This window comes from Joostella atrarenae, assembly GCF_021764745.1.
Lineage (GTDB): Bacteria > Bacteroidota > Bacteroidia > Flavobacteriales > Flavobacteriaceae > Galbibacter > Galbibacter atrarenae.
Window position 1 is genome coordinate 60,966 of record NZ_JAETXX010000011.1, and the last position, 25,897, is coordinate 86,862.

The window sequence follows — 25,897 nt, forward strand, 5'->3', positions numbered from 1 at the left end:
ACCTTCGTTACTATGAATACAATAGAAATTAGAACCGTAGATGTGGTTCAATACATAAAACCCTTACGAGAGGGCGGCTCACTTCCTGCCATTGTAAAGGCAGACGATGGCTATCTTTATGTGCTTAAATTTAGAGGTGCTGGTCAAGGTAAAAAGGCGCTTATAGCAGAACTTATAGGCGGAGAATTGGCACGAGCAATCGGATTAAAAGTACCAGAATTGGTATTTATGAATTTAGATGATTCTTTTAGTAAAACCGAACCCGATGAAGAGATTCAAGACCTTTTAAAATTTAGTGTAGGTTTAAATTTAGGCTTGCATTTTTTATCTACCGCCATAACCTACGATCCGCTGGTTCCTGTTGGAGACGCCACTACAGCTTCTAAAGTGGTATTGCTAGACAGTATAATTAGTAATATTGATAGAACGCCAAAAAATACAAACCTCCTAAATTGGAATAAAGAATTATGGCTTATAGACCACGGTGCGAGTTTGTATTTTCATCATAATTGGCAACATTGGGAAGGGCATCTCTCCAGAACATTCCCTCTTATAAAAGACCATGTACTTTTGGAGCGTGCCAGTAATTTAACGCAAGCAGCACAAGAAATAAAACAGCTAGTAACCCCAGAAAAAATTTCTGAAATTGTAAATACCATCCCAGAAGAATGGCTTATAACAGAAGGAGATGCACTCACTCCACAAGAAATGAGAAGTGCATATATGGAGTTTTTAAACACGCGACTTTCTAAGATTGATATACTTGTTAAAGAGGCAGAAGATGCAAAATAGGAATAAATTTGAATATGCAATTATTAGGTTGGTACCTAAAGTAGAACGAGAGGAGTTCTTTAATATAGGAGTGATACTTTTCTCGAAAGGGAAGAAATTTCTTGGTGTGAAATACCATATCGATGAGCATAAATTAAAGGCTTTTACTGATGAATTAACTATAGATTTTTTAGAAGATTATTTAAGCTCATGGACACACATCTGCAAAGGGGAAGCCTCTGGTGGTGCCATTGGGAAGTTAGAACTCTCAGATAGATTCCGCTGGTTAGCAGCCTCCAGAAGCACCATTATACAAAGCTCCAAAACACACCCCGGTTTATGTGAAGACCCCGAGGAAGCATTAAAAGATATATTTGAAAAATACGTTTTATAATTCCCCATAGAAAAAGCCTTTTTTATAGAATAAAAATTACTTCTGAAATTTATAATGTACTGAATATGTATTTATTATAGATTTTAATCTCTATATTTAGAAAAATAACCCATAAATATAGAGCCATGAGAAATGTGATTACTACAAAGCTTAGTAATGCTGACGAATCAAAAATCAACTCGCTAGTAGACCAATTAGAAAAACTAATTAACGGAAAACTAACAGCATTAACAGAAGATGAGCGTATAAAATACGGATCTATAAACGAGCAGAATAAGCTACTGGTTAATAAGGTATTCGATTTTAATAAACGTTCTCCAGAACTAAGCACCAAAGATGTAGATTGGATAGAGTTTAAAAAAGATTTTGAGTCCCGAAGCTTTTTAGAAAACACACTAGAACGTATAAAGAGTGTAGCCTACCAAATGGAAAGTACAAAAACACTGCATGATTACGACAACTACCAAGATGCACTGCTAGATTATAGCCACGCACAATATAAAAAAGGCGCAGGTGCAAATGGGTACACAGAGAAAGTAGCAGATTTAAAGCAATTCTTTCCGAGAACAAGAAAAAAACAAGAAGACGAGAACGAATCTTAAACCTTTAGTTGCTAGCATATAACGATTAGCCTCCATTCCTAAAAATTTAGGTTTGGAGGCTAATTCTTTTAGGTTGCATACCTAAACGTTTAGGTACACAACCTAAAGTTTTAAGTCCGCCCTATATATCTTTAGGTGAGTTATAGCAGCGTTTAGCTAGATTATAGATGTCTTTAGGTTCCCAATAGAAGTCATTGGGTTATTTACTGTCCCGTTTCGGTCTTTTAATGATGTGTTTAGGTGAAAAATAGATGTTTTTAAGCCCAACGATTAAAATTTTGACCTCCGCCATTAAAACTTTCATCAAATCACTTAAAGTTTTATTCATCCTCGCTAAAATTATGAGTGTCGCACTTATAATTTTCCCCCTTTTAATTAAAATTATCATTAAAGAACCTAAACGGGACACCTTTTGACCTAAACGGATGTATTTTTCTGTTAAAGTCTCTTTTATAGGGATAATGTGAGGTTGTGAGGTTGTGAAGTTGTGAAGTTGCAAATTTGCGAAACTGTGAAACTGTGAAACTGTGAATTTGCTTGATTGTGATTTATGTTTAAGACTTCTACTTTAATTTTCTGTATATATCTAGTAGACTTCCTTTTTTAAGTTTTAATAATAGGTATATTTATAAATTCTAGTAAAACATCATCAACAGAAGTTAACATGAGTGTATTCTCTTATCATTTAATTGAATTATCATTTTTTAGGGGAGTAAAAGGTATATTCTCAAGTCCAGTTTCAAAAAAAACTAAAGGGTTAATTCATTCGGAATACATGACCACAATGACTCTAGGCTCCTCAATTACATCTACTTCTAGATTTTTAATTAAACAGGTGGCTGTCTTCATGCAATGGGAAGACGAAAATGCCTTAGATGAATATTTAAAACAAGATAGCTTTGGTAGAGTCTTAACAAGAGGATGGCACGTACGTTTAACTTTTATTAGAAAATGGGGAAAGTACAATGGATTTAGAATTCCAGAACAAGAAGAAAGCATAGAACAGAACATATATCCTGTTGTTGCTATAACAATAGCTAAAATGAAACCCTTGGAAGTTCCGAGATTTATCAATTGGGGAAGACCTGTAGAAAAACTAGTTCGTGACCACCCTGGCACAACACTTTCTTTAGCATCAGTCAAGCTACCTAATACTGTATCTACATTTTCAATTTGGAAAACAGAAAAAGAAATGACAGATATGGTTCACGGTCATAGTAAGGTTACTAAACCTAAAAGACACTCTAATGCTATGAAAGAAAGAGTGCGTAGAAATTTTCACTTTGAATTCACAACGCTAAGATTCAAACCTATTGCAGAATACGGCTCTTGGAAAGGTAAATCAAATTTCATCCCTAAATCTTAATCAATTATTGTTAAATGAATCTTGCTCATAAAAAACAAAACTTTCAAGACTGGATAACGCAGCAATGGGTTATTCTATTTGGAAAGAAAGTTGATGAAAAACATAGTGAATGGCTATTAGGTCCTTTTGGAAATACAAATGGTATCGGCATAAAATTCATTGATCAATTAGCAGAAAAAGAACACCTAATTAAGGATAAAGGCGATAAGAATAAAGGTTTAATACAATCTATTAATCAATTAAATTTATCTAAAGAGCAATTAAAAGTTTTATCCGAAGAAGTAATTGATTTTTATGAAAACACTGCCAACTATGACTTTGATTTAAATGTTAAATGGAATCCTTTCTTTAAAGGTTTTGGGATATTACTAAAGACCATTTTTAGCAATCGGATAGAACAATTAAATATTCCTATTGACAATATAAAAGAAACTGAAGCTTTAAAAAGTGAAATAATACACTTAAAAGATGCTAACACCATGGAAGTTAAGCGGACCATATGGTTAAGAACTTTTAAGAAAACAAATCAAGTAGTGTATTCTGGAATTTATGAAGCATGTACCCTTCCCTCTGGAAAGACCTGTATTAAAGCCATTTTCCCTTTACCAAACGGGAATGCAACTGTAATTTTAAGTCCTAGTGTTGGAGATAATGGAGAGCTGGTATTAGACTCTTCTGGGAAAAGAATTGGAGATAGTGGCTTCTATTTTTTGTTAAACGACGCTAAGGGAAAGCTATGGACTAAGTTTATTAAATCGTTTAAAGACAAACTAGTTGTTAGTCCTAATAATGATAGAATTATTGCTATACAAACTTTAACTTTATGGGGAATAAGAGTTTTAGTTTTTCAATATAATATAACAAAAAAGTATCCCTCTGAAAACCTTATAAATAAATGAAATTAAAATTAATCTTAATATTTACCCTATTAATTTCTAGTTGTGGAAGCACGAAAAATACAACCAACCTTCCTGAATTAACAATTGAAAATAAAAGTATGAATAGATTAATTGTTGATAGAAAACCTAACTATGGAATTATGGGTAGTGATGGATGCGTTGTTATGGAAGAAATTTCTATGGACATTACTAAATTGGATAATGGGAGCATCATACAAGGAAAAGTTTTTGACTCAAATACGAAAGCTCCCCTTATAAATGCTACTTTAAAACTTACAACAAGACAGAAGGATACTAATAATACTTCAACGATAAATACAGATAAAAAAGGGTTTTATAAATCTAAACTAAAAGGTGAATTAACAGATATTGAAATAGATTACATTGGGTATAGAACATTAAAAGTTAGCTTTAAAAAAGCATTTTAAAAGCAAATTTGCGAATCCAACAGATTTACAAATTAGCATCTTTAATTTGTTTATTTTTATTTCGTCTAAAGAAAAAAGCATTTCATGAAAATTATCTCCACTAACATAGCAAAGCCAACAACATTCATTTGGAATGGTAAAGAAGAGACTACGGGTATTTACAAAAAGCCTGTTGATACTCCTATTTACTTATCTAAAAATGAGGTATTAGAAGATGAGGTCTCCAACCGTGTGTATCATGGTGGCTATTATAAAGCTTGTTATATGTTTTCCGCAGAACAATATCCGTATTGGAAAAACATATATCCTGATTTGGAGTGGACATGGGGAATGTTTGGAGAGAATCTTACTGTTTCTAACTTCGATGAGCGCAAGGTACATTTGGGAGCCATTTATAAAGTAGGCAAAGCCGTTGTACAGGTTTCTCAATCTCGAGAGCCTTGTTATAAGTTTGGCTATAAATTTGGGACTCAGAAAGTACTCAAACAGTTTATAGAACATGGCTTTGGAGGTACTTACTTAAGCATTTTAGAGGAAGGCCATGTGGCCAACAATGACGAGTTTGTTTTAGTAGAACAACCAGAAAACAGCTTAACGGTTGCTCAGTTATTTGAGTTGCTATGGGCAAAAGAAAAGAACCAAGAGTTATTAAAAATAGCCGCAAATAGTAAAGCCCTTCCGCCAAAAAAGAGAATGTTTTTTAGCAAGTATATTAAAGAATAGGTTATAGATTTTCCAAACAATCCTACTGACAAAGAATATAATCTATATATTTATAGCTGCCATAATACAAGCATATGGCATCCATTTATATGAAGACAACTATTACATGCCACCCATACTCACACTTAAAGGTAGAATTAAATGAGTTAGAAAGTATTATTGTAGAAAGGGGTGCATTAATATTTTCTGATGGAGATTATAAATTGATAACAAAATCAGAAGCAAAAACGTTCAACAATTGGATAGGGATAGCTTTTGGAGGAAAGAGCATTATTTACAACCAGTATAATGCAAAGGAAAAAATGGAAATGCTATTCTCCCCTAATCAGAATGCAGAAATATTTGAAGTTGAAATCTCCAATCAGAAATCAGTAATCATTTCTCCTGATGCTCATTTTGCTAGAACTAATAAAATTGAATTAAAGATAATTAAGCAAAATTGGAGGGCTGTTGCTCATGATGGTTTAAAAATGAAGGCATCTGGTGAAGGGCAATTATTTTTAATTGGATATGGAGAAATTATAAACAAAAAATTAAGCCCCGAGAAGGAATATTTAATAGATGAAGATTATTTAGTAGCATATGATAGCCACTTAAATATTAAACGTGTTTCCCGTGGATTAAAAGAACTTGTGAGCAGTGGAGAGGGCTTCTTATATTCAATAAAAGGAGATGGAGAAATCTGGCTTCAGACTAGAGACAAAGACGAGATGTCTTCAAGTGGAGGAATAATTAATCGTATTCTAAGCTTCTTTTACTAATCTATGTAACTTTCTTAGGAGGATATAAGTAATTATCTTTACGCAAACTAGATTTAATGCAACTCATAAGACTTAAAAATACTGCTGATAATTATTTTTCTGAAGCGTGGGAAATATATCAAGAAGCCTTTCCCTTTGATGAACGGAGGTTGCTTGCCGTTCAAACCCAAGTGATGAAAAACCCTGCTTATCATTTTGATATAGTAATGGAGGAGCAACAATTAATAGGGATTATTTTATGGTGGGATTTTGATGCTCATCGCTATATAGATCATTTCGCTACGGCAACAGCCCATAGAAATAAAGGATATGGAAAATTAATATTAGAGAAATTTAAAAGCGATAATAAGAAGTCAATCCTCTTGGAGGTAGAATTACCAGACACTGCAATTAACAAGCGAAGAATAAAATTCTATGAGCGCTTAGGCTTTAAATTAAATATGCACCACTATAAAGCACCCGCTTTGAGTGCGCAACAATCTCCATTAGAATTCCTATTGATGTCCTACCCCAACGCAATCTCCTCTGATGATGTGGCTCAATTTGTAGCGGAATGCCACCCCATTATTTTTGGAAAATAAAAAGCTAGAAACTAGTCGCTTTAAAAGACAGTATACATTGTAGTTAAAATAACTCCCTTATACCCTTTTGAAGAGAGAGATAACAGTTGCTTTTCTTCTTGTACTTTAAAATTAAATGGAGGAGCTAATAAATTCAATCCGCTGTTCTTTTTCAACCTGATTCCTTGTCCAGATATAATGTCTTTATTAGGAGTAAACGCTTGTTCTGGGAGGTGTTCTGTTAGGATAATATATTTAAAGTTAGCCAACTTAGGCACGATACTTTGTATTTCTGCATTCGATAAATGTTGCAATACTTGTCGCACTAAAACACAATCTCCAGCTGGCAAATCATCTTTAGCGATATCTAAACAATGGAATTCTAAATTGCTATCCTTAAACTTTTCTTTATTGCGAGCAATAAGAGTTGCCACAATATCTACAGCGATATACTTTTGGGTGTGTGCCACCAACTCTTTACCCACATTAAAATCTCCACAGCCTAAATCGCAAACTACCAACGGCTTTTTAAAAGAAGTAAGAAACGAGGTAACCACATCTATATACGGGTTTACAATCTCTGGATCATGAGACCCGAAACCTGAGTAGAAATCAGATTTATTATCGCCCCAGAGTTTCATTGCATACACCTGCTCCATAGCGTCTTTTGTTGGCCATGGTTTCTTTATTTTTTTAGCACCGCTATTATTATCCTTCATAAACCTGCTTACTATTAAAACAAACCTACAAATTATATGGAATAGTGTTATTAAATTACTACTACATTCGTTCTCAATAGATCAAGCCTGTATAATTTTAATAACTGCGACACTTTTTTTAACTTTGCACGAAATTTTTTTGGATGATTTGTACTGTAGAGAAAAAGGAGATTGAAGACATTAACCCAACAAATATTTTACCTCAAACACCATATTGGGGGCGGCTTAAAGACCAACAGGGATTTATTCCTAATGGATTTGAAGTCACTATTTCTAAAGACCTTTTAGGAACTTCAGAGAGTGGTTTGGCAAAAGCACAAGACGATTTGTTGGTGCTTATAAAATATATAACTCCAGATTTCTGTTACGCATACGTACCTTACGGTCCAAAAATAGAACCTACTTTCGAAAATCAAGGGTTGTTTTTAGAAGAGCTTTCTGAAACTATAAAACCTCATCTTCCCGAAAACTGTATGTTTATCCGTTATGATTTGATTTGGGAAAACCAATGGGCCACGGAAGACGAGTATTTTGATGCGGAAGGAAATTGGAACGGTCCGCCGCAAACTAGGATTCAAGAGTTTAGAGTGAATTACAAAACTTCTGAATGGAATTTACGTAAAAGTCCGAGTGATATATTACCAAAGAATACTTTCTTTTTAGACTTAAAACAGAAAGAAGAAGATCTCCTTTATAATATGCGCTACAACACAAGATATAATATCCGACAGGCAAATAAAAAGGGTATTGAAGTAAAGGAATATGGAGTAGAAAACATTAAAGATTGGTACAAACTTTATGTAGAAACTTCTCAGCGCCACCAAATGGGACTGCAAAGTGAAGCTTATTTTGAACGTATTTTAAACAATCAAGACAACCATAAGAATGGCGTTAATGTAAAAATGCTAATGGCAAGTCATGATGATAAATTCTTAGCTTCTATGTTTTTAGTATTATCTAATAAACGTGGAAACTATTTATACGGAGCTTCTTCTTCGGATAATAAACTAGCTAGTTATGCCCTCCAATGGGAATCTATAAAAACTGCCAGACAATGGGGATGTACAGAATACGATATGTTTGGTTCTGCGCCAAACTTAAGTAAATCGCATCCATTACGTGGAGTTCATGTTTATAAAAAGGGATTTGGAGGAGAATTATTCCATAGAATGGGATGTTGGGATTACCCATTTAATCAAAAGGAATACGATTTATTCCGACTCCAAGAAGCTAGTAATTAATTATTAGCACATATATAATTACCACACAGAGTTTTTCTCTAATACGCTAAGGAACTTTTTTATAGCTTATTCGTGTATATAATCTTGTTAAGGGTTGATATTTTCTTTAACTTGTATAAGTTATCCAAACCGCTAGAAAACATGAAAACGCTATTTGAAAAACTGAAACTAGAACACCAAAAGGAGATTCTTATTATTAATGAGCCTGATGGATTTGCTGAACAGTTGGCAGCACTGGTAGATATTGAGATCTATCAATCGCTTATTCAAGTAAATAAGATGGAATTTGCCTTAGTTTTTGTTTCTACTATTAAAGAATTAGAGAACCAAGTGCATACACTTCATCCAAAATTAAAAGGAGATGTTGTTTTATGGGTTGCACATCCTCGGAAAAAATCGGAGACACTCACCACAGATATTACAGACGATTACGATTGGCATCCTTTATTGAATCACCGTTATGAGGCAGTAAAAAATGTAAAGATAAATAACGATTGGGAAGCAATACGCTTTAGAAGATCAGAATATCATAAGATGTCTTAATCGTAAAAATAATGACAAGACCAAATCTAAACACTTAAATTAGATACTCAATTTAAACCAACTGATGAAAAATATTATCTCCATTGCCATACTCTTGCTTGTTATGGCTTCTTGTAAAAATAAAGAGGTTCCTAAGGAAGTTATGGTAACTAAAACTCCTATAGACTCTGTTTTTAAATCATATTATGAAGAAAGTCTTAAGCTATATCCGCTAAATGCAACGTATGCTGGAGATAATCGCTATAATAATTACTTACCTAACGATATTAGCTCTTCCTTTAAGAAAAAGGAAAAGGAATTTTATTCTAAATATAAAAGTGAGCTACTAAATTATACCAAAGACTCTTTAAGTAAGGAGCAAAAAATGAGTTATGATGTACTTATGTGGGAGTGTAATATCAATATCGATAAATTACAATATCCTACAGAGCTGACGCCTATAAATCAGTTTTCTTCATTACCACAAACTATTGGGCAGCTTGCTGGAGGAACAAGTGCACAGCCTTTTAAAACAGTTGAAGATTATAAAAATTGGTTGCAGCGTTTGGATGATTATGTAGTTTGGTGTGATACTGCCATTGTAAACATGAAAAAGGGAATGAAATTAGGCTATGTATTACCAAAAACACTCACGGTAAAAGTAATTCCGCAAATGGAGAGTTTTAGTTCTGGAGACCCGAAGGAACACCTATTTTATACGCCTATTAAAAATATACCTTCTTCTTTTACTGCTGCTGAAAGAGATACCCTCGCTACTTTATATGAATCGATGATTGCAAATAAAATTATCCCGACTTATAAAAAGCTCGAAGATTTCTTTAAAAACACTTACCTAGATGCGAGCAGAGAAACATCTGGGATTAAAGAAGTACAAAGAGGAAATGCTTATTACGGGCATCAGATACAAACTTATACCACAACAACTTTAGAGGCAGATTCTATTCATAAGTTAGGACTTTCTGAAGTTGCTAGGATAGAAAAAGAAATGAAGAAAGTTATGGAAACCGTTGGCTTTGACAGCGATTTAAAATCTTTTTTCAATGCGGTAAGAACAGAAAGAGCATTAATGCCTTTTGATTCTCCTGAAGAGGTAATTGAGAACTTCAATGAGATTCATAAAAAGATGAAGCCGCAGTTGGCCAAACTCTTTGACCTCACTCCAAAAACAGCTTTTGAAGTTAGAAGAACGGAAGCCTTTAGAGAGGCATCTGCTAGTGCAGAATACAATCCTGGTTCTTTAGATGGAACACGACCTGGAATTTTCTACGTTCCAATTCCTAATGTAAAACAATACAATGTATATGCCGACGAAGATTTATTTTTACATGAAGCGATCCCTGGTCACCATTATCAAATTTCTTTACAACAGGAAAATGATAAGTTACCTAGTTTTAGGAAAACACTTTGGTATAGTGCGTATGGTGAAGGTTGGGCGCTATATTCAGAATCATTAGGAAAAGAGTTAGGTTTGTATAACGATCCGTATCAATACTTCGGAATGTTAAGTGCAGAAATGCATCGAGCTATTCGTTTAGTTGTAGACACCGGAATCCATACAAAAGGATGGACACGAGAGGAAGCAATTGAATATTCTTTGGCACATGAGGCAGAATCCGAAGAAAGTATAATCTCAGAAATAGAGCGTTATATGGCTTGGCCTGGGCAAGCATTATCATATAAAATAGGTCAACTTAAAATAATTGCTCTTAGAGATAAAGCTAAAAGAATGCTAGGCGATCAATACGATGTAAAGATATTTCATAATATAGTTTTAGAGTCGGGATGTATCCCTTTAAAACTACTAGAAGAAAAAGTAAACACTTGGATTTTTAAAAATAAAAAGAATGAGTAATTGGCACTATTATCTAATGGCTGTGTTATACATCATAGCTGGAATATTACATTTTATAAGTCCGAGGAAGTATCTCTCGATTATGCCGCCCTATATTCCATACAAGAAAGAGATGGTATATTTAAGTGGTGTAGCAGAAATTCTGTTTGGAGTATTACTCTTTACAACATTAAAAGACTATGCTATTTGGGGAATTATACTAATGTTAATTGCTTTTATCCCTGTGCATATTTATATGCTTAAAGAAAAGAAGTTTGAGAAAGTAGCCCCAAGATGGGTGTTAATAATACGTGTTCCGTTACAATTTGCACTTATGTTTTGGGCGTATTCTTATTTATAGAAACAAAAAAAAGGGAGCTCTAACAACTCCCTTTTCGAACTTTAAAATCTAATTATAAGATTACAAGCTAACTGTTTTGTAAAATGTATTTCCTTTTCTAGTAACTTCAAATCTGTAGGATTTCTTTTCTACATTTGTGAAGTCAAATCTTTTTCCTAAGCTCTTTTCTCCCTTTAATATTTCTTCGTGCAATAATTCGTTTGTAGACTCATCGTATACTTTTACGAATACTGGAGACTTATCTATACTTAGCATGTTAACGCTTACTATTCCGTTATCATTTCTAAAGTATGGTTTATAAATAACCTCCTCGTTTTCTCTATCTACAAGTGTATTATCATCTGTAAAAATAACTGGTACTTTTTCTATTTTAATGTCATTCTCTACGATAAAATAGTATTTTCCTGTTGGAAGTCCTTTAAAGTTATATCTCTTTACGTTCTCTGGTAAATCTTTAAAGTTATAGTTATATAAAACTTCTCCTTTAGCATCTACGAATGAAATTGCTATTGGTTGATCTTTGTGGTCTACGAACAAATCAACAGTTCTATTATCTCCTTTTTTTACTGACAGGTAAAAATCGTTGGCTCTTGCCATTCCTAAAGTTGCAATACTTAGTAATACAACTAGCATACTGTTTCTTAATGTGTTTTTCATATCAAGCAATTTTTAAATGGTTATACATTTATTTTAACTACATTACAAATGTAAGACGGATACTACAGTTAAAATACATCAGGATTTTCTAGTTTATGCACTATTTTACCACAACTACCATGTTAACACTTTCTTAATGATAAAATAGCACATATTTGTGGTAATATTTTGTATATTTGCCTCTTTAACAACATCTACCTTTATATAATAAATTACTACTGCTATGAGTATTAAAAAACCTGCATTAGAAGTCATTAATCCTACATTTGGTAGTTCTTTTTCTTTCATAAAGTTTGATGAGAACGAGAATCAGAATGCATTATATTGGCATTACCACCCAGAGATAGAATTGGTATATGTAAAGGGTGGATCAGGGAAAAGGCAGATTGGGAGTCATATTTCTTATTATACAGACGGAGATCTTATATTAATAGGAACGAATCTCCCACACTGTGGATTTACAGATAAACATACTGGAAATGAAAATGAGGTTGTTATACAAATGCTTCCTGATTTTCTGGGAGAAGAATTAATGTCTAAACCAGAAATGAACAATATTACCTTACTATTTAAAAGGTGTAAAGGTGGATTAGCATTTACAGGAAAGACTAAAGAGGTAATTGGTGAAAGAATAGAGGCGTTAGAGAAATTAAATAATTTTGAACGTTTACTAGGATTCCTTTCTATTTTAAATGAATTACAATTATCTGAAGATTATCAAATATTAAATGCTGAAGGATATTCTTTACAAGCTGATGTTCAAGATAACGACAGGATAAATATTGTTTTTAATTATGTGAAGAAAAATTTCCAGCAACAAATAACACTCCAAGAGATAGCAGATATTTCTGGTATGACAGTTCCTTCTTTTTGTAGATATTTTAAACAGATAACTGGAAAGACATTTACAAATTTTGTAAATGAATACAGATTGGTTCATGCCTCTAAGTTATTAGCTGAAAAACCTATTGGAATTACAGAGATTTGTTTTGAAAGCGGATTTAATAATTTTTCATACTTCAATAAATCTTTTAAAAAGTTTACTGGTAAAACACCTTCTCAATATCGAAACGAACTAAAAACAGTTCTTGAAAATTAATCTATAACTGATTTGCGTTAAGGATTGAGCAATTTGTTTGAGCTCTTTACTGCTAATTTCAGAAAGCAAAAGGTTTGCTCCTCATATTATTGGATATGTATTTTTAATAAAGTCTCTAAGCAGTAAAAGCGAGTTGAGAAAGCCTGACCGAAAGGGAACGCCATAAAAAAAGCCACATTCATAGGGGTGGATGTGGCTTCCTTTTTTAAACTAACCAACTTAAAAAATAATCAAACTAACCTTTATATCATATCTACTATTTATTTACTTATTATATATTCTTGAATTATATTTTGAATAACTATTACACTTTAAAATAAAAAGAGCCGCACAGGTTATGGGTCTGAGGGAATGTGCGACTCTTATGAATTAACCAATCAAAAAAATCTATCCTGCATATTTATCTGCAGGGATGATGAAAATAATTACATCATTAATTATGAAAACTATTTTAAAGAACGTGTTATTTATCTTCTTAATTACACTACAAAGTTACAACCCTACTAAAGCTTTTAACTTGTAAAAAACAATACAAAAATTTCCTTTTTAGAATTCGTTAACCTTTAATTACTAACCTATTGTATAAACACAAAAAAGCCACATTCTTAGGGAGGAATGTGGCTTTTCTAAACTAACCAACTTAAAAAATAATCAAACAAATCTTTATATCATATCTACTATTTACTTATTATATATTCTTGAATTTATATTTTGAATAACTATTACACTTTAAAATTAAAAGAGTCGCACAGATTATGGGTTTGAGGGGAAGTGCGACCCTTTCGAATTAACCAATCAAAAAAATCTAACCTACCTATATTTGCAGGCATGATGAAAATACTTCCATCATTATTTATGAAAACTATTTTAAAGAACTTGTTATTTATCTTCTTAATTACACTACAAAGTTACAACCCTACTAAAGCTTTTAACTTGTAAAAAACAATACAAAAATTTCCTTTTTAGAATTCGTTAACCTTTAATTACTAACCAATTGTATGAACACAAAAAAGCCACATTCTTAGGGAGGAATGTGGCTTTTCTAAACTAACCAACTTAAAAAATAATCAAACAAATCTTTATATCATATCTACTATTTATTTACTTATTGTATGTTCTTGAATTTATATTTTGAATAACTGTTACACTTTGAAAATAAAAAGAGTCGCACAGGTTTATGGGGCATGATATTGTGCGACTCTTATAAATTAACCAGTATAAAATTAAACATGATTAATTATTAAAACTATTTTAAAGAACGTGTTATTTATCTTCTTAATTACACTACAAAGCTACAACCCTAATAAAGCTTTTAACTTGTAAAAAACAATACAAAAATTTCCTTTTTAGAGTTCATTAACTTTTATAGCTAACTCATTATTATAGATATACAAAAAGCCACATCCATAGGGTGAATGTGGCTTTTCAAACTAACCAACTTAAAAAATAATCAAACTAACGTTTATACTATAAATAGTAATAAATGTTATGAGAACTATTTTAGTGCGAGACAAAGTTATAACAGCTTTATCTTCTGTAACTTGTAAAAACTACTATAAATTTTTCTATTTTTGATTTAATTAACTGATTTTAAATATTTAGCATCGAATATGAGTAGTTTTCATGAAGGCTTCCTTATAGTTAAAGAAGATATAGCACTTAAGAAGGTTTCTAATTATAGACATAATTATTTTCAGATTATCTATATTAGAGCTGGAGAGGGTGTGTGTACTATTAATGACATCGATGTGACCTACAAAGTGGGAAGCATTTTCTTAACTGCTCCCGAGGATAGTTTTACTATAAAACCTACCGAAAAGACAAGTTATACTGCATTACAATTTACAGAAATTCTATTCTCTAATAAATCTAGCCTTCCTGATAGGAAATACTGGTTGGAAAGGATTGAACATATCTTACATAATCCTAATATTATGCCTGGAGATTGTATTTCTAGTCCCGAAGACAGAAAGAGGCTTTGGAGAATTCATGATTTTATAGTGGAAGAATATGAAAATAAAAATGAATTCTATTGGAGTATTATTACCAATGGGATTACTACTTCTATTAGTATTATAGCTCGAAGTATTATAAAAAAATACAATCCAAATAAGGATATTACTCCTTCGGTAGATCTAAAAAAATCTGATCAGATTTTGGCATACATCCGCACGAATGTTTACGACCCTGAACTTATTAAAATAGAAAATTTGGCTTCTAAGTTCAATATGTCTCAAGCTAATATTGTGAGTTTATTTAAAAAAGAAACTGGGGAAAGTATCCGTCAATATGTTATTAACTATAAATTGATGCTCGTAAAATATCGCCTTAGAAATACCAATTATACTATCTCCGAAATAAGTTATGAATTAGGTTTTACTGATGAAAGTCACCTTACAAAATCTTTTAAAAGTAGATTTCATAAAACTCCAAAGCAGTATCGTCTAGATTTAATAAATGAATAGATTAGAAAATATCATTTAATACTTTAGCCAATCGCAATCCCCCTTTTTCTAATTGGGCTCTTACCGTATCAAAATTATCATACATATAATTATAACCTAGCTTCTCTCCTACTTCCACAGAACCGTACACTTTAATAGCTAATTGTTGCGATTCTTTAACCCAATCTAAAAGAGTGCCGTCTATTATAGCTTCTTGCTGAGCCTTAGAGTAAACAGGAAGATTATTTGCTAGCTCACTATAACTCATTCCGTAAGAATCTATCATATCGCTATCCCAAACTCTATGCAAATTACTTCCATCGCCAAACCAACGTACCTGAATGTCATTTCCACCTTTATCTTCTCCTCTTCCAACATGCATCGGTTGATGTAAGTCTCCAATAAAGTGAATTAAGAGCTTCAGATAAAAAACTTTGTCTTCTTGAGTGGCGTTGTCGTCTTTTATAACACTAATACATTTCTCAATCCCCATTACTATATCCCCATTTTCACTAGGAGTAACATCTTTATAATCTTTATCAAAAGGGAAATTAACATAGTGCCAAGGGCTAAAACCTCTAAATCTTTTATCAGATTTAATATCATCTGCATAAGTAGCAACAATGGCTAGACTCTGCCCTCCTAACAACTTCTCTATCTTGCGTTTAGTGCTGTTTTTTATATGCTGCTGTGCAACTTCACCAACTACTCGGTGTCCAGTTTTACCCCAATATGGAGTATTTGCAAAAGATTGTTGAAAAAAAAGTATTGCTAGAATAAATATAAAACGCATGGTTATAAATTTTTGACAAAAATAAAACTCTTACCTTTAAGTAGATGTTAAATCTATGAATAGATTTATAATCTAACATCCATTATTAATATTCCTAACACTTTAGTACCTTTACAAATGGAAGTTAGCGTATATAATACGTTACGTTCTTCCCCCCAAAAAAACACAAGCTTATCTACTTAAATGCTAAATGAATTAAACATGTTTATACCAACACTAACAAACAATAAGTGATGAGATTAAAATATACCGTATTTTTTTCGGTAGTAGTTTGCTTCTTTAACCTTGGTTTTTCGCAAATCCCAGAGAATATAAAGAAAGAAGTTCAATATAGAGTTAATAATAAAATTAATCCTTCTATTGCGATTGGATTAGTAGATTCTACGGGAACTCATTATTATATTCAAGGCTATAAAGATGTTTCTAAAAAGCTAAAAGCAGATGAGAATACACTTTACGAAATAGGCTCCATAACCAAAACATATACTGGACTCCTATTAGCAAAATATACCATAGAAGACACTTTGACTCTTGAGGATCCTGTGAATAATTTCCTCCCTGACTCTATTAACCTTACTGATAAAAAAGGTGTAGAAGTAACCTTAAAAAATCTATCTACTCACAGTAGTGGATTACCAAGACTTCCGGGAAATATGGATCTATCAAATCAACTGAATCCCTATGCTTCTTATTCTAGAAACGATATGTTTTCGTTTTTAAGTCATTACATTCCTAGAAGCGTTGGTAAGAATTTCGAATATTCTAACCTTGGAGTAGGGTTATTAGGTGAAATACTATCTATCCACAAAAAAGAACCTTATAAAGAACTTCTAAAAAGAGAAGTCTTAGCTCCTTTAGGACTTAAAAATACTTATTTTACAGTTCCAGATCTTCAGCAAGAAAATTTCTCAAAAGGATATATTGTAGATCAAGAAGTTCCACATTGGAATTTTAAAGCTATAGCTGCAGCTGGAGGTTTACGTGCTAATATTAAGGATTTGGTTAAATACGGTAAAACTTATTTAAATCCTGAAAATCCATTATCAGAAGCTCAAAAAGTAGCTACTACACTACAATTTACAGATAAAGAAATGCAAAAGCATGGCCTTGGCTGGTTTATAAACAATAACAATGTGCTATTTCATGGTGGCGGTACAGGTGGCTTTAGAACATTTATAGCCGTTGATCAAAAAAATAAAAGAGTAATTGCAGTAATGACGAACTCTGGTTCTAGTCCTGCTGAAGATATTGCTGAATATCTGATAGATCCAAAAAATAACTCTTTAGATTTTGCTAAAGAGAGTGTTGAAATTACTCCTGAAGAGCTTACAAAATACGAAGGGAATTTTATAAACGATGGTCTAGGTCTAACTTATGATTTTCAAGTGGATGAAAAAGGACTTCTCAAAGCAAAACTCTCTGGGCAACCAGAATTTCCTATTTTCTATCAAGGAGATTTTACATTCTCATATAAAGTAGTAAAAGCTAAGATTGTATTTGAACATGATGAGAATGATACAGTTGTTGGGCTCACCCTCTTCCAAAACGGACAAGAAATACCATTTATAAAAACAACCCCTTAAACCACAAGGATGTATAAAATTATTTTTACTGATATCGATGGAACCTTATTAGGTCCACAAAGAGAGCTCACGCCTTTTACCATAGAGCAAATGCTTAAAGTAAAAGATAAGATGCCACTAATTATGGTATCTTCAAGAATGCCTAAGCAAATGCATCATTTACAAGAAGAGCTAGATATTATCGATAATCCTTTAATTGCCTTTAATGGAGCTTATGTTATTAAAGACAACGAAGTTATAAGTTCTACAGAAATTCCAGTTTCTATTATAGACCAACTCGTAGAATTAAATGAAAATGCTGGAGAAGATAGCATTCATATCAGTCTATTTAATGCTAACGATTGGTATGTAGATTGTATGGATTATTGGGCTCAAAGAGAACAGAGAACTACAAAAACTACTCCAGAAGTTAAAACAAATAGAGAGGTGGTTTCTCTTTGGAAAAAAGAAAATAAAGGAGCTCATAAAATTATGTGCATGGGTAAAAAACCACATATTGATAAGGTTTATGCCTTCTTGGAAGCTAATTTTAGTGATTCCATTCACCTCTACCGATCTAAAGATACCTACATTGAAATTGCAAGCAAAGAAGTTTCTAAACTTACAGGGATTAATGCTATGCTAGCGTGTTGCTACCCTGGTATAGAACTAGAAAATGCAATTGCTTTTGGAGATAATTATAATGATGTCGAAATGATTGGCGCTGTTGGCCTTGGTGTTGCTGTTGAAAATGCTCGCGATGAAGTAAAGCAAGTTGCAAAAGCCATTACTACACATCATAAAGAAGATGGTGTAGCCAAATATTTACAGAAACTTTTTAAATAATGTAACATTTAAGCAAAAAAGAAGTCTTATACACAAATTTATAAATGAAATATATGAAGAAGTTAGTCTTTACAATTTTTGCTGCGACCATCGTAGCCTGTACGCCTAAAGTAAACGACTTAGTTACCAGTGCACCTATTAAAGCATCTGTAGACCTTGTTAATGTTACTAATGACAAAGTACATGTATCGCTAGACCCAGGACGTTTTACTACTGAAACAATTAATTTTTACATTCCAAAAACGGTTCCAGGAACGTATAGCAATAATAATTACGGTCAGTTTCTAGAGAATGTTACTGCCTATGACTACGACAATAATAAAATGGAAATTTCTAGTGTTGACACCAATACTTGGAAGATTACAAATGCTACTGATCTAGATAGAATTGAATACGATGTAAACGATTCTTTTGATACAGAAACAGAAGTTGATGAGGCTGTATTTTCTCCAGCAGGAACAAATATAGAGGCTAACAAAAACTTCTTCCTTAACTTACATATGTTTGTTGGTTATTTTTCTGATCTTCAAGAAAGACCATACGAACTTACATTCACACATCCTTCAGGGTTTGAAGCTTCAACATCTTTACAAAAAGTGGCTTCTAAAAATGAAAAAGCAGATACAGATACTTTTATTGCGAATCGTTATTTTGAAGTTACCGATAACCCTATTATGTACTCAAGACCAGATTCAGAAACTTTCTCTGTAAATGATATTGAGGTAACACTTTCTATATACTCTCCAAATAAAGTGTATTCTGCAGCCAGCATAAAAATGGAAATGGAGAAAATGATGAAAGCTCAAAAGACTTTCCTAGGAGATATAAATTCTACAAAAAAATATCATATCCTTCTATTTTTAGGAGCTATGGGAGAAGGTGATCCTACAGGTTTCGGAGCTTTAGAACATCATACAAGTACAACGGTTGTTTTGCCAGAAACAATGCCAAAAGAAGCATTAGTAGAAACTATGACAGATGTGGTTTCTCACGAGTTTTTCCATATTGTAACTCCACTTACAGTTCATTCAGAAGAGATTCAATATTTTGATTACAACGATCCTAAAATGTCAGAACACCTTTGGATGTATGAAGGAGTTACAGAATACTTTGCAAATTTATTCCAGATAAATCAAGGGCTTATCGATGAGCAAGCTTTTTATGATAGAATTGCTGGAAAAGTTCAAAACTCAAAAAAATACAACGATGCACTTTCTTTCACCAAAATGAGTAAAAATGTTTTGGTAGAGCCTTATAAAGATGATTACGGTAATGTATATGAAAAAGGTGCTCTTATAGGGATGTGCGTAGATATTATTATCCGTGAACAAAGCAATGGTGAGAAAGGAATTTTATGGTTAATGAAAGAACTTTCTAAGGAATATGGAGAAGACAAACCTTTTAAAGATGATGAGCTTTTCGATAAAATCATAGCGCTTACTTACCCAGAAGTTGGAGATTTCTTTACCACTTATGTAATTGGAGACACGCCTATTAATTATGAAGATTTCTTAGGTAAAGTTGGATTGTCTTTTACTTCTGAAATGACTCCTACAGGTTTCTTTTTAGACGGACAAACTCCATATGTAGATGTAAACCCTAAAAACAATGAGATTTTCGTAAGAAATACAACTTTAAATTCTTCGATGATTGCTCTTGGACTTCAAGCTGATGATGTTATAAAGTCTGTAAACGGAAAAGAGTTTACTATAGAAGCAATTCGCGATGTTATTATTGGTTCTATGTCTTGGCAACCAGATACAGAAGTTACTTTGGTAATCGATAGAGACGGTGAAGAAAAAACGCTTAAAGGAAAAGTTGGAACGCCAACTGTAGAGAGTAAAAAACTTTCTAAAATGGAAACTACAAATTCCACACAAGATAAATTACGAGAAGCATGGCTTAAAGGCTAAACAATAACTTCTCAATTTATTAATGAACCCGCAAAGAATTATATTTTTTGCGGGTTCATTTTTTTTTAAAATCAAACTTTTCATCCTTTAAAAAACAATTATCCATAAGTCGCTTTAGGTGTATTAAAAAAATATTTCATATTAAAAACGTGCTGTTACCCCAATAAAATCAACACATTCTACATATTTATTATTTTTTTCAAAATTTCTTGTAACATTTTTTCTAGTAGCTACGTATAATACCCGTATACCCAATTCATTCATTTAAAACAATCAGGAGAGAATAGATGAGACAGCTCAAAATTACGAAGCAGGTAACCAACAGAGAAACCGCTTCCCTGGATAAGTATCTTCAAGAAATTGGTAAGGTAGATCTAATTACAGCAGATGAAGAAGTAGAATTAGCACAACGTATCAAGGCGGGAGACCAAATAGCCTTAGAAAAACTTACAAAAGCTAATTTACGTTTCGTTGTATCTGTTGCAAAGCAATACCAGAATCAAGGATTAACTTTACCCGATTTAATCAACGAAGGGAACTTAGGCCTTATTAAAGCTGCACAACGTTTTGATGAAACGCGTGGTTTTAAATTTATTTCTTATGCTGTATGGTGGATTCGTCAATCTATCCTACAAGCATTAGCAGAACAATCTCGTATTGTTAGATTACCATTAAATAAAATTGGTTCTATCAATAAGATTAATAAAACCTTTGCTTTCCTTGAGCAGGCGCACGAACGTGTTCCTTCTGCTGAAGAGATTGCAAAAGAATTAGATATGTCTATTAATGACGTAAAAGAATCCATGAAAAACTCTGGTCGCCATGTATCTATGGACGCACCTTTAGTAGAAGGAGAGGATTCTAATTTATATGATGTATTACGTAGTGGAGAATCTCCAAACCCAGATAGAGAACTTTTACACGAATCGCTTCGTACCGAGATCGAAAGAGCTTTAGAAACGCTTACCCCTCGTGAGGCTGATGTTATTAGACTTTATTTCGGATTGGCAGATCAACATCCTATGACTTTGGAAGAAATTGGAGAAACATTCGATCTTACAAGAGAGCGTGTTCGCCAAATTAAAGAAAAGGCTATCAGAAGATTAAAACATACTTCTAGAAGTAAAATCCTAAAAACCTATTTAGGTTAATCATATTACCTTATTTTTTTGTAATTTTAAGTTTCGACTATAAAGCTTACAAAGATATATACGGCAACAACAGTTTATCATAAACTGTTCGTTTTTTGATTGATGAATAAACTCCGGCTGATTACCGGAGTTTTTTAATGCCTTATTTTTGGTGTGCCCCTGAAAAAACAGGGTCGGGCTATTCGCTATATCTTTTAAAAAATACATTTTTAAAAGGATGTCGCTACTATCCCTCACACAAAATAGATTCCCAGAATCTAAAAGCATGTTAAGAGCTGCAAATCACCACTGCTATAAAATATATTTCCCGTATTTTTGTGTATATAAGAATCATTAATTACACACTTCATACCGATGAATAATAAATTAATAGCTCCTTCTATTTTGGCTGCCGACTTTGCCAATCTTCAACGTGACATAGAAATGGTAAATAACAGTGAAGCAGATTGGTTTCATATCGATGTTATGGATGGATTATTTGTTCCCAACATCTCTTTTGGAATGCCAGTTATAAAAGCCATTGCAAAGCATGCCAATAAAACATTAGACACGCATCTAATGATTGTAGATCCTGATCGTTATATTCAAGATTTCGCAGATTTAGGAGTTGATATTTTAACGGTACATTACGAAGCTTGTACACACTTACACAGAACAATACAAGCTATTAAAGCTGCAGGAATGCAAGCTGGAGTTGCACTAAATCCACATACAAGTATTAGTGTTCTCGAAGAAGTAATTAAAGATATTGATGTGGTTCTTATTATGAGTGTAAATCCTGGTTTTGGAGGTCAATCTTTTATTGAAAATACATACAAAAAAATATCACAATTAAAAGAGCTCATTTTAGCAAATAACGCCACTACACTCATAGAAATCGATGGCGGTGTAAATGGAGATAATGCTAAAAAACTTGTAGCTGCTGGTGCAGATGTTCTTGTAGCAGGAAGTTACATATTTGGAAGTGATAATTCTAAAGAAACAATTTCTGATCTGAAAAATAAAATTTCTTAATGAAGCATATAGAATTAATAATTGTAGGCGGTGGTCCTATCGGAATTGCATGCGCATTAGAAGCAAAAAAAAAGGGAATTGATTATTTAATCCTTGAGAAAGGTCCTATTGTAAATTCATTATTTAATTACCCTATGAATATGCAATTCTTCTCTTCTTCAGAAAAATTAGAGATTGACAATATCCCTTTTATAAGTACAGAAGCTAAACCAAAAAGGAATGAAGCTTTAGAGTATTACCGAAGAATTGTAGACGCTAACGACCTTAATATTCATCTTTTTGAAAAAGTAGTTTCCATAGAAAAGCAAGACAACGAACTGTTTAATATCACTACAGAAAAAGGAACTTACAGCGCAAAATATACAATTATTTCTACTGGATTTTACGACATACCAAACACTTTAGATGTTCCTGGGGAAGACTTACCAAAAGTGGCTCATTACTACAAAGATCCTCATTTCTATTCCATGCAAAAGGTAGCCGTTATCGGAGCTAGTAATTCTGCTGTAGATGCCGCTTTAGAATGTTACCGTAAGGGAGCAGATGTAAGTATTATTGTCCGAGGTCCAGAAATTGGAAGACGTGTTAAGTATTGGGTTAAACCAGATATCGAAAACCGAATAAAAGAAGGAAGTATAAAAGCTTTCTTTAATACAACGGTAAAAGAGTTTAAAGAGAACACCCTCACCCTTAATACTAGTGAAGGTGAAAAGGTAATTGAAAATGATTATGTTTTAGCCCTTACTGGTTACAAACCTAATTTTTCTTTCCTAGAGAAAATCGGAGTGAGCTTATCTGAAGATGGAAAATTTTATCCTCAGTATAATGAAGATACCATGGAGACTAACGTTAATAATTTATATCTCGCAGGTGTTATTTGTGGAGGTATGGATACACATCTTTGGTTTATTGAAAACTCTAGAATTCATGCTAAAATTATAGTACAAAATATCTTAAGCAAGAAAAATTAAGAGAAAATTATAATCTGATACTAGAATTCTGCCCATCCTTTTTTGTATTTTAATGGAGATGAGAGAAGAAGAATTAGAGAATAATTTGGAGACAACAAACAAAGTAATTCCCGAAAGCATAAAAAAAGAAACTTTGAGAGCTCTTAGTTTCTATCCAGAGTTAAAAGATGTTCCTATAGAGTTTAAATTCAAGGAAAAGCTACAGAAATCTTTTATGCAGGCACAGCCTGATTTTAAGACACTCCTCAGAAGTGCTAAAAAAAGAAAGTATATCATATTTATCAGTAGTAATTTTAATATTGAAGGAGAAGAGTTTAATATCCATAACGTCCCAAAAGATGTGATTATCGGTTGGATTGGGCATGAACTGGGGCATATTATAGATTACCTCAACCGTAGCAGCCTTAATCTGCTCATATTCGGAATTAAATATATTTTTATTGGGAAGCACATCCGAGAAGCCGAAAGAGCCGCAGATACATTTGCTGTTAGCCATGGTATGGGAGACTATATTTTAAATACTAAAAATTTTATCCTTAATAATACCAGCCTCTCTGAAACCTATAAAAATAGAATTAAAAATTTGTATTTATCTCCCGAGGACATTTTACAACTAACACAAGAGCTAAAGTAATTTATTGTTCAGCGACAAAGCTTTCCCAATCTTTAAACTTCTCCTCTCCCATTACACGCTCCATTTTTACTTGTCCGCCCTTCTTTTTATTACGTTCATTCCAAGCATGAAATATTTCTGGTTTTATAACTTCTACCATTACTCCTTTTAATGCTTTAGAACGCGCCACTTTATAGTTCTTATTTGCTTCCTTTAGAGCCTCATCAAGAGCGGATGCAATTTCCTCTTTATTCGTATTGTTATTTGGAGATCCAATATACCATTTATGGTAATATTCATTATCTATCTTAGTGGCTGCAATAGTAAACTCTGGAATCTCCATATCAAATTTATCTTCTATAATCTGAATGGCATCATTCATTTTATTAACCGATAATTGAGAACCTACTACATTTAAGAAAAATTTTGTACGACCCGTAATAATAATTTCTGCACGCTCTACATCTGTAAACTTTATAGTATCTCCAATTAAGTAACGCCACGCTCCAGAAACAGTAGATATTATAAGTACATACTCAACATCTTTTTCTACCTCAGTAATATTTATAGAGGGAGCATCTGCCACTAAAGATCCATCCTCATTAATATAATCTGGCTTAAAAGGAACAAATTCAAAATAGATACCGTTATCAAGCGATAACTTCATAGACTTTGTTTCTGGACGCTCTTGGTAAGCTAAAAATCCTTCTGAAGCTAAATACGTATCTATTATATTTATAGGATGATCTAGTAAAGCATTAAAGCTTTTTTTATAAGGACCAAAAGCAACTCCTCCCGTGGTATATACTTGAAGATTAGGCCAAATATCATGTATATTATCTACCTTATTATATTCTATCACCTTCTTCATCATCAGCTCCATCCAAGAAGGAATTCCACTTAAAGCGCCAATATCCCAATTCTTAGCCTCTTCGGCAATTTTTTGCACACGCTCATCCCAATCGTCAATCTGAGAAATCTCTACACCTGGTTTATAATAACCTCTAAACCAATAAGGGATATTGCTTGCACTAATTCCACTAATCTCCCCTTCTAAATGTCCATCTTTCTCTTTCAGCTTGGTAGAGCTCCCCAACATCATAATTGTTTTTTCGAAGAAATCTGCTGGAAGGTCAAAATTTGCTAATGCACCAACTTGCTTTATCCCTGTTTTTCTTATCGCATCCAACATCTCCTCAGTAACAGGAATACGCTTACTAGTTTTCCCCGTAGTACCAGAACTCAATGCATAATATTCTGGACTTCCAGGCCAAGTTAGATTCTCTTGCCCATCATGTAAAAACTTCCAATACTTATCGTTAATACTATTATAATCGTAGTAAGGAACATTAAGAGCAAAACTCGTTTCTATGGAATCAGATTCTAAAATAGTTTCAAAAGAGTGATCTTTACCAAATTTAGTTTCCTTAGCTTTCTCCAAGAGATGTTTTAAAACTTTATGCTGCTCTTTTGCTGCATTCTCTTCTGGAATAACACTATCTGCTAATTCGATAACTCCCTTTATTATAGAACCTACTATTGCCATATTATTTTTTCTTTGAAATTAACTTTTCTAGCATTAAAATTTATTAATAAAAAGATAAAATATTACAGCTATATATTTATTTGAAAACA

26 protein-coding genes are annotated in these 25,897 nt (G+C 32.8%); 22 read left to right on the forward strand and 4 right to left on the reverse strand.

From position 1 onward, the window contains the following. Positions 1-12 precede the first annotated feature (12 nt). From JM658_RS14175 to JM658_RS14215, 9 genes are all read left to right on the forward strand, one after another. Positions 13-792 carry a HipA family kinase gene (locus JM658_RS14175; protein WP_236959942.1) on the forward strand — a complete coding sequence of 260 codons (780 nt, stop codon included), beginning with the start codon at positions 13-15 and terminating at the stop codon, positions 790-792. Beyond that, positions 782-1,165 (forward strand): DUF3037 domain-containing protein, encoded by a 384-nt coding sequence (locus JM658_RS14180; protein ID WP_236959943.1) that lies wholly within the window; start codon positions 782-784, stop codon positions 1,163-1,165. Before JM658_RS14175 ends, JM658_RS14180 begins: the two co-directional genes overlap by 11 nt. Positions 1,166-1,290: 125 nt before the next feature. Further along, a complete protein-coding gene (locus tag JM658_RS14185; protein WP_236959944.1) occupies positions 1,291-1,767 on the forward strand; it encodes a hypothetical protein in 477 nt (158 codons plus the stop codon). Positions 1,768-2,431: 664 nt separating this feature from the next. Beyond that, complete coding sequence (locus JM658_RS14190; RefSeq protein WP_236959945.1) at positions 2,432-3,133, forward strand: hypothetical protein; 702 nt, start codon at positions 2,432-2,434, stop codon at positions 3,131-3,133. 14 nt (positions 3,134-3,147) lie between these two features. Further along, positions 3,148-4,032 (forward strand): hypothetical protein, encoded by an 885-nt coding sequence (locus JM658_RS14195; RefSeq protein WP_236959946.1) that lies wholly within the window; start codon positions 3,148-3,150, stop codon positions 4,030-4,032. A gap of 98 nt (positions 4,033-4,130) precedes the next feature. Then, entirely contained in the window at positions 4,131-4,460 is a 330-nt protein-coding gene (locus JM658_RS14200; RefSeq protein WP_236959947.1) for a carboxypeptidase-like regulatory domain-containing protein, read from the forward strand. A gap of 84 nt (positions 4,461-4,544) precedes the next feature. Continuing rightward, positions 4,545-5,183, forward strand: a complete 639-nt coding sequence (locus JM658_RS14205; RefSeq protein WP_236959948.1) for an MOSC domain-containing protein — start codon at positions 4,545-4,547, stop codon at positions 5,181-5,183. A 74-nt stretch (positions 5,184-5,257) separates the two neighbouring features. After that, entirely contained in the window at positions 5,258-5,944 is a 687-nt protein-coding gene (locus JM658_RS14210) for an AIM24 family protein (protein ID WP_236959949.1), read from the forward strand. A 56-nt stretch (positions 5,945-6,000) separates the two neighbouring features. Continuing rightward, positions 6,001-6,525, forward strand: coding sequence for a GNAT family N-acetyltransferase (locus JM658_RS14215; RefSeq protein WP_236959950.1), 525 nt, complete (start codon positions 6,001-6,003; stop codon positions 6,523-6,525). Positions 6,526-6,545: 20 nt separating this feature from the next. On the opposite strand, the gene JM658_RS14220 is transcribed toward JM658_RS14215, so the two are convergent. After that, positions 6,546-7,223, reverse strand: a complete 678-nt coding sequence (locus JM658_RS14220) for a class I SAM-dependent methyltransferase (protein ID WP_236959951.1) — start codon at positions 7,221-7,223, stop codon at positions 6,546-6,548. Positions 7,224-7,366: 143 nt separating this feature from the next. On the opposite strand from JM658_RS14220, the gene JM658_RS14225 reads away from it, so the two are divergent. The 4 genes from JM658_RS14225 to JM658_RS14240 all read left to right on the forward strand — a co-directional run bounded on the left by JM658_RS14225 (position 7,367) and on the right by JM658_RS14240 (position 11,199). Further along, positions 7,367-8,464, forward strand: coding sequence for a lipid II:glycine glycyltransferase FemX (locus JM658_RS14225; RefSeq protein ID WP_236959952.1), 1,098 nt, complete (start codon positions 7,367-7,369; stop codon positions 8,462-8,464). A gap of 141 nt (positions 8,465-8,605) precedes the next feature. Next, positions 8,606-9,007 (forward strand): hypothetical protein, encoded by a 402-nt coding sequence (locus JM658_RS14230; protein ID WP_236959953.1) that lies wholly within the window; start codon positions 8,606-8,608, stop codon positions 9,005-9,007. A gap of 64 nt (positions 9,008-9,071) precedes the next feature. After that, positions 9,072-10,859, forward strand: a complete 1,788-nt coding sequence (locus tag JM658_RS14235; RefSeq protein WP_236959954.1) for a DUF885 domain-containing protein — start codon at positions 9,072-9,074, stop codon at positions 10,857-10,859. Next, entirely contained in the window at positions 10,852-11,199 is a 348-nt protein-coding gene (locus JM658_RS14240) for a DoxX family protein (RefSeq protein ID WP_236959955.1), read from the forward strand. Before JM658_RS14235 ends, JM658_RS14240 begins: the two co-directional genes overlap by 8 nt. A gap of 60 nt (positions 11,200-11,259) precedes the next feature. On the opposite strand, the gene JM658_RS14245 is transcribed toward JM658_RS14240, so the two are convergent. After that, complete coding sequence (locus JM658_RS14245) at positions 11,260-11,856, reverse strand: DUF3244 domain-containing protein (RefSeq protein WP_236959956.1); 597 nt, start codon at positions 11,854-11,856, stop codon at positions 11,260-11,262. 223 nt (positions 11,857-12,079) lie between these two features. Here JM658_RS14245 and JM658_RS14250 point away from each other — a divergent pair, with 223 nt between their 5' ends. Continuing rightward, the gene (locus tag JM658_RS14250; RefSeq protein WP_236959957.1) at positions 12,080-12,955 is read left to right on the forward strand and encodes an AraC family transcriptional regulator; all 876 of its coding nucleotides are present in this window, start codon (positions 12,080-12,082) and stop codon (positions 12,953-12,955) included. Between the two features lie 1,610 nt (positions 12,956-14,565). Beyond that, entirely contained in the window at positions 14,566-15,420 is an 855-nt protein-coding gene (locus tag JM658_RS14255; RefSeq protein WP_236959958.1) for an AraC family transcriptional regulator, read from the forward strand. 1 nt (position 15,421) lies between these two features. On the opposite strand, the gene JM658_RS14260 is transcribed toward JM658_RS14255, so the two are convergent. Then, positions 15,422-16,192, reverse strand: coding sequence for a S1/P1 nuclease (locus tag JM658_RS14260; protein WP_236959959.1), 771 nt, complete (start codon positions 16,190-16,192; stop codon positions 15,422-15,424). Between the two features lie 233 nt (positions 16,193-16,425). Here JM658_RS14260 and JM658_RS14265 point away from each other — a divergent pair, with 233 nt between their 5' ends. From JM658_RS14265 to JM658_RS14295, 7 genes are all read left to right on the forward strand, one after another. After that, entirely contained in the window at positions 16,426-17,775 is a 1,350-nt protein-coding gene (locus JM658_RS14265) for a serine hydrolase domain-containing protein (RefSeq protein ID WP_236959960.1), read from the forward strand. Positions 17,776-17,784: 9 nt separating this feature from the next. Beyond that, a complete protein-coding gene (locus JM658_RS14270; RefSeq protein ID WP_236959961.1) occupies positions 17,785-18,600 on the forward strand; it encodes an HAD family hydrolase in 816 nt (271 codons plus the stop codon). Positions 18,601-18,653: 53 nt separating this feature from the next. Continuing rightward, positions 18,654-20,513, forward strand: a complete 1,860-nt coding sequence (locus JM658_RS14275; RefSeq protein ID WP_236959962.1) for a M61 family metallopeptidase — start codon at positions 18,654-18,656, stop codon at positions 20,511-20,513. Between the two features lie 287 nt (positions 20,514-20,800). After that, positions 20,801-21,664 carry a sigma-70 family RNA polymerase sigma factor gene (locus JM658_RS14280; protein ID WP_236959963.1) on the forward strand — a complete coding sequence of 288 codons (864 nt, stop codon included), beginning with the start codon at positions 20,801-20,803 and terminating at the stop codon, positions 21,662-21,664. A gap of 354 nt (positions 21,665-22,018) precedes the next feature. Continuing rightward, positions 22,019-22,678, forward strand: coding sequence for a ribulose-phosphate 3-epimerase (rpe, locus tag JM658_RS14285; RefSeq protein ID WP_236959964.1), 660 nt, complete (start codon positions 22,019-22,021; stop codon positions 22,676-22,678). Further along, positions 22,678-23,649 carry a YpdA family putative bacillithiol disulfide reductase gene (locus tag JM658_RS14290; RefSeq protein ID WP_236959965.1) on the forward strand — a complete coding sequence of 324 codons (972 nt, stop codon included), beginning with the start codon at positions 22,678-22,680 and terminating at the stop codon, positions 23,647-23,649. The genes rpe and JM658_RS14290 overlap by 1 nt, the downstream gene beginning before the upstream one ends. A 58-nt stretch (positions 23,650-23,707) precedes the next feature. Continuing rightward, positions 23,708-24,283, forward strand: coding sequence for a hypothetical protein (locus tag JM658_RS14295; protein WP_236959966.1), 576 nt, complete (start codon positions 23,708-23,710; stop codon positions 24,281-24,283). 1 nt (position 24,284) lies between these two features. On the opposite strand, the gene JM658_RS14300 is transcribed toward JM658_RS14295, so the two are convergent. Continuing rightward, complete coding sequence (locus JM658_RS14300) at positions 24,285-25,808, reverse strand: GH3 family domain-containing protein (protein ID WP_236959967.1); 1,524 nt, start codon at positions 25,806-25,808, stop codon at positions 24,285-24,287. Positions 25,809-25,897 lie beyond the last annotated feature (89 nt).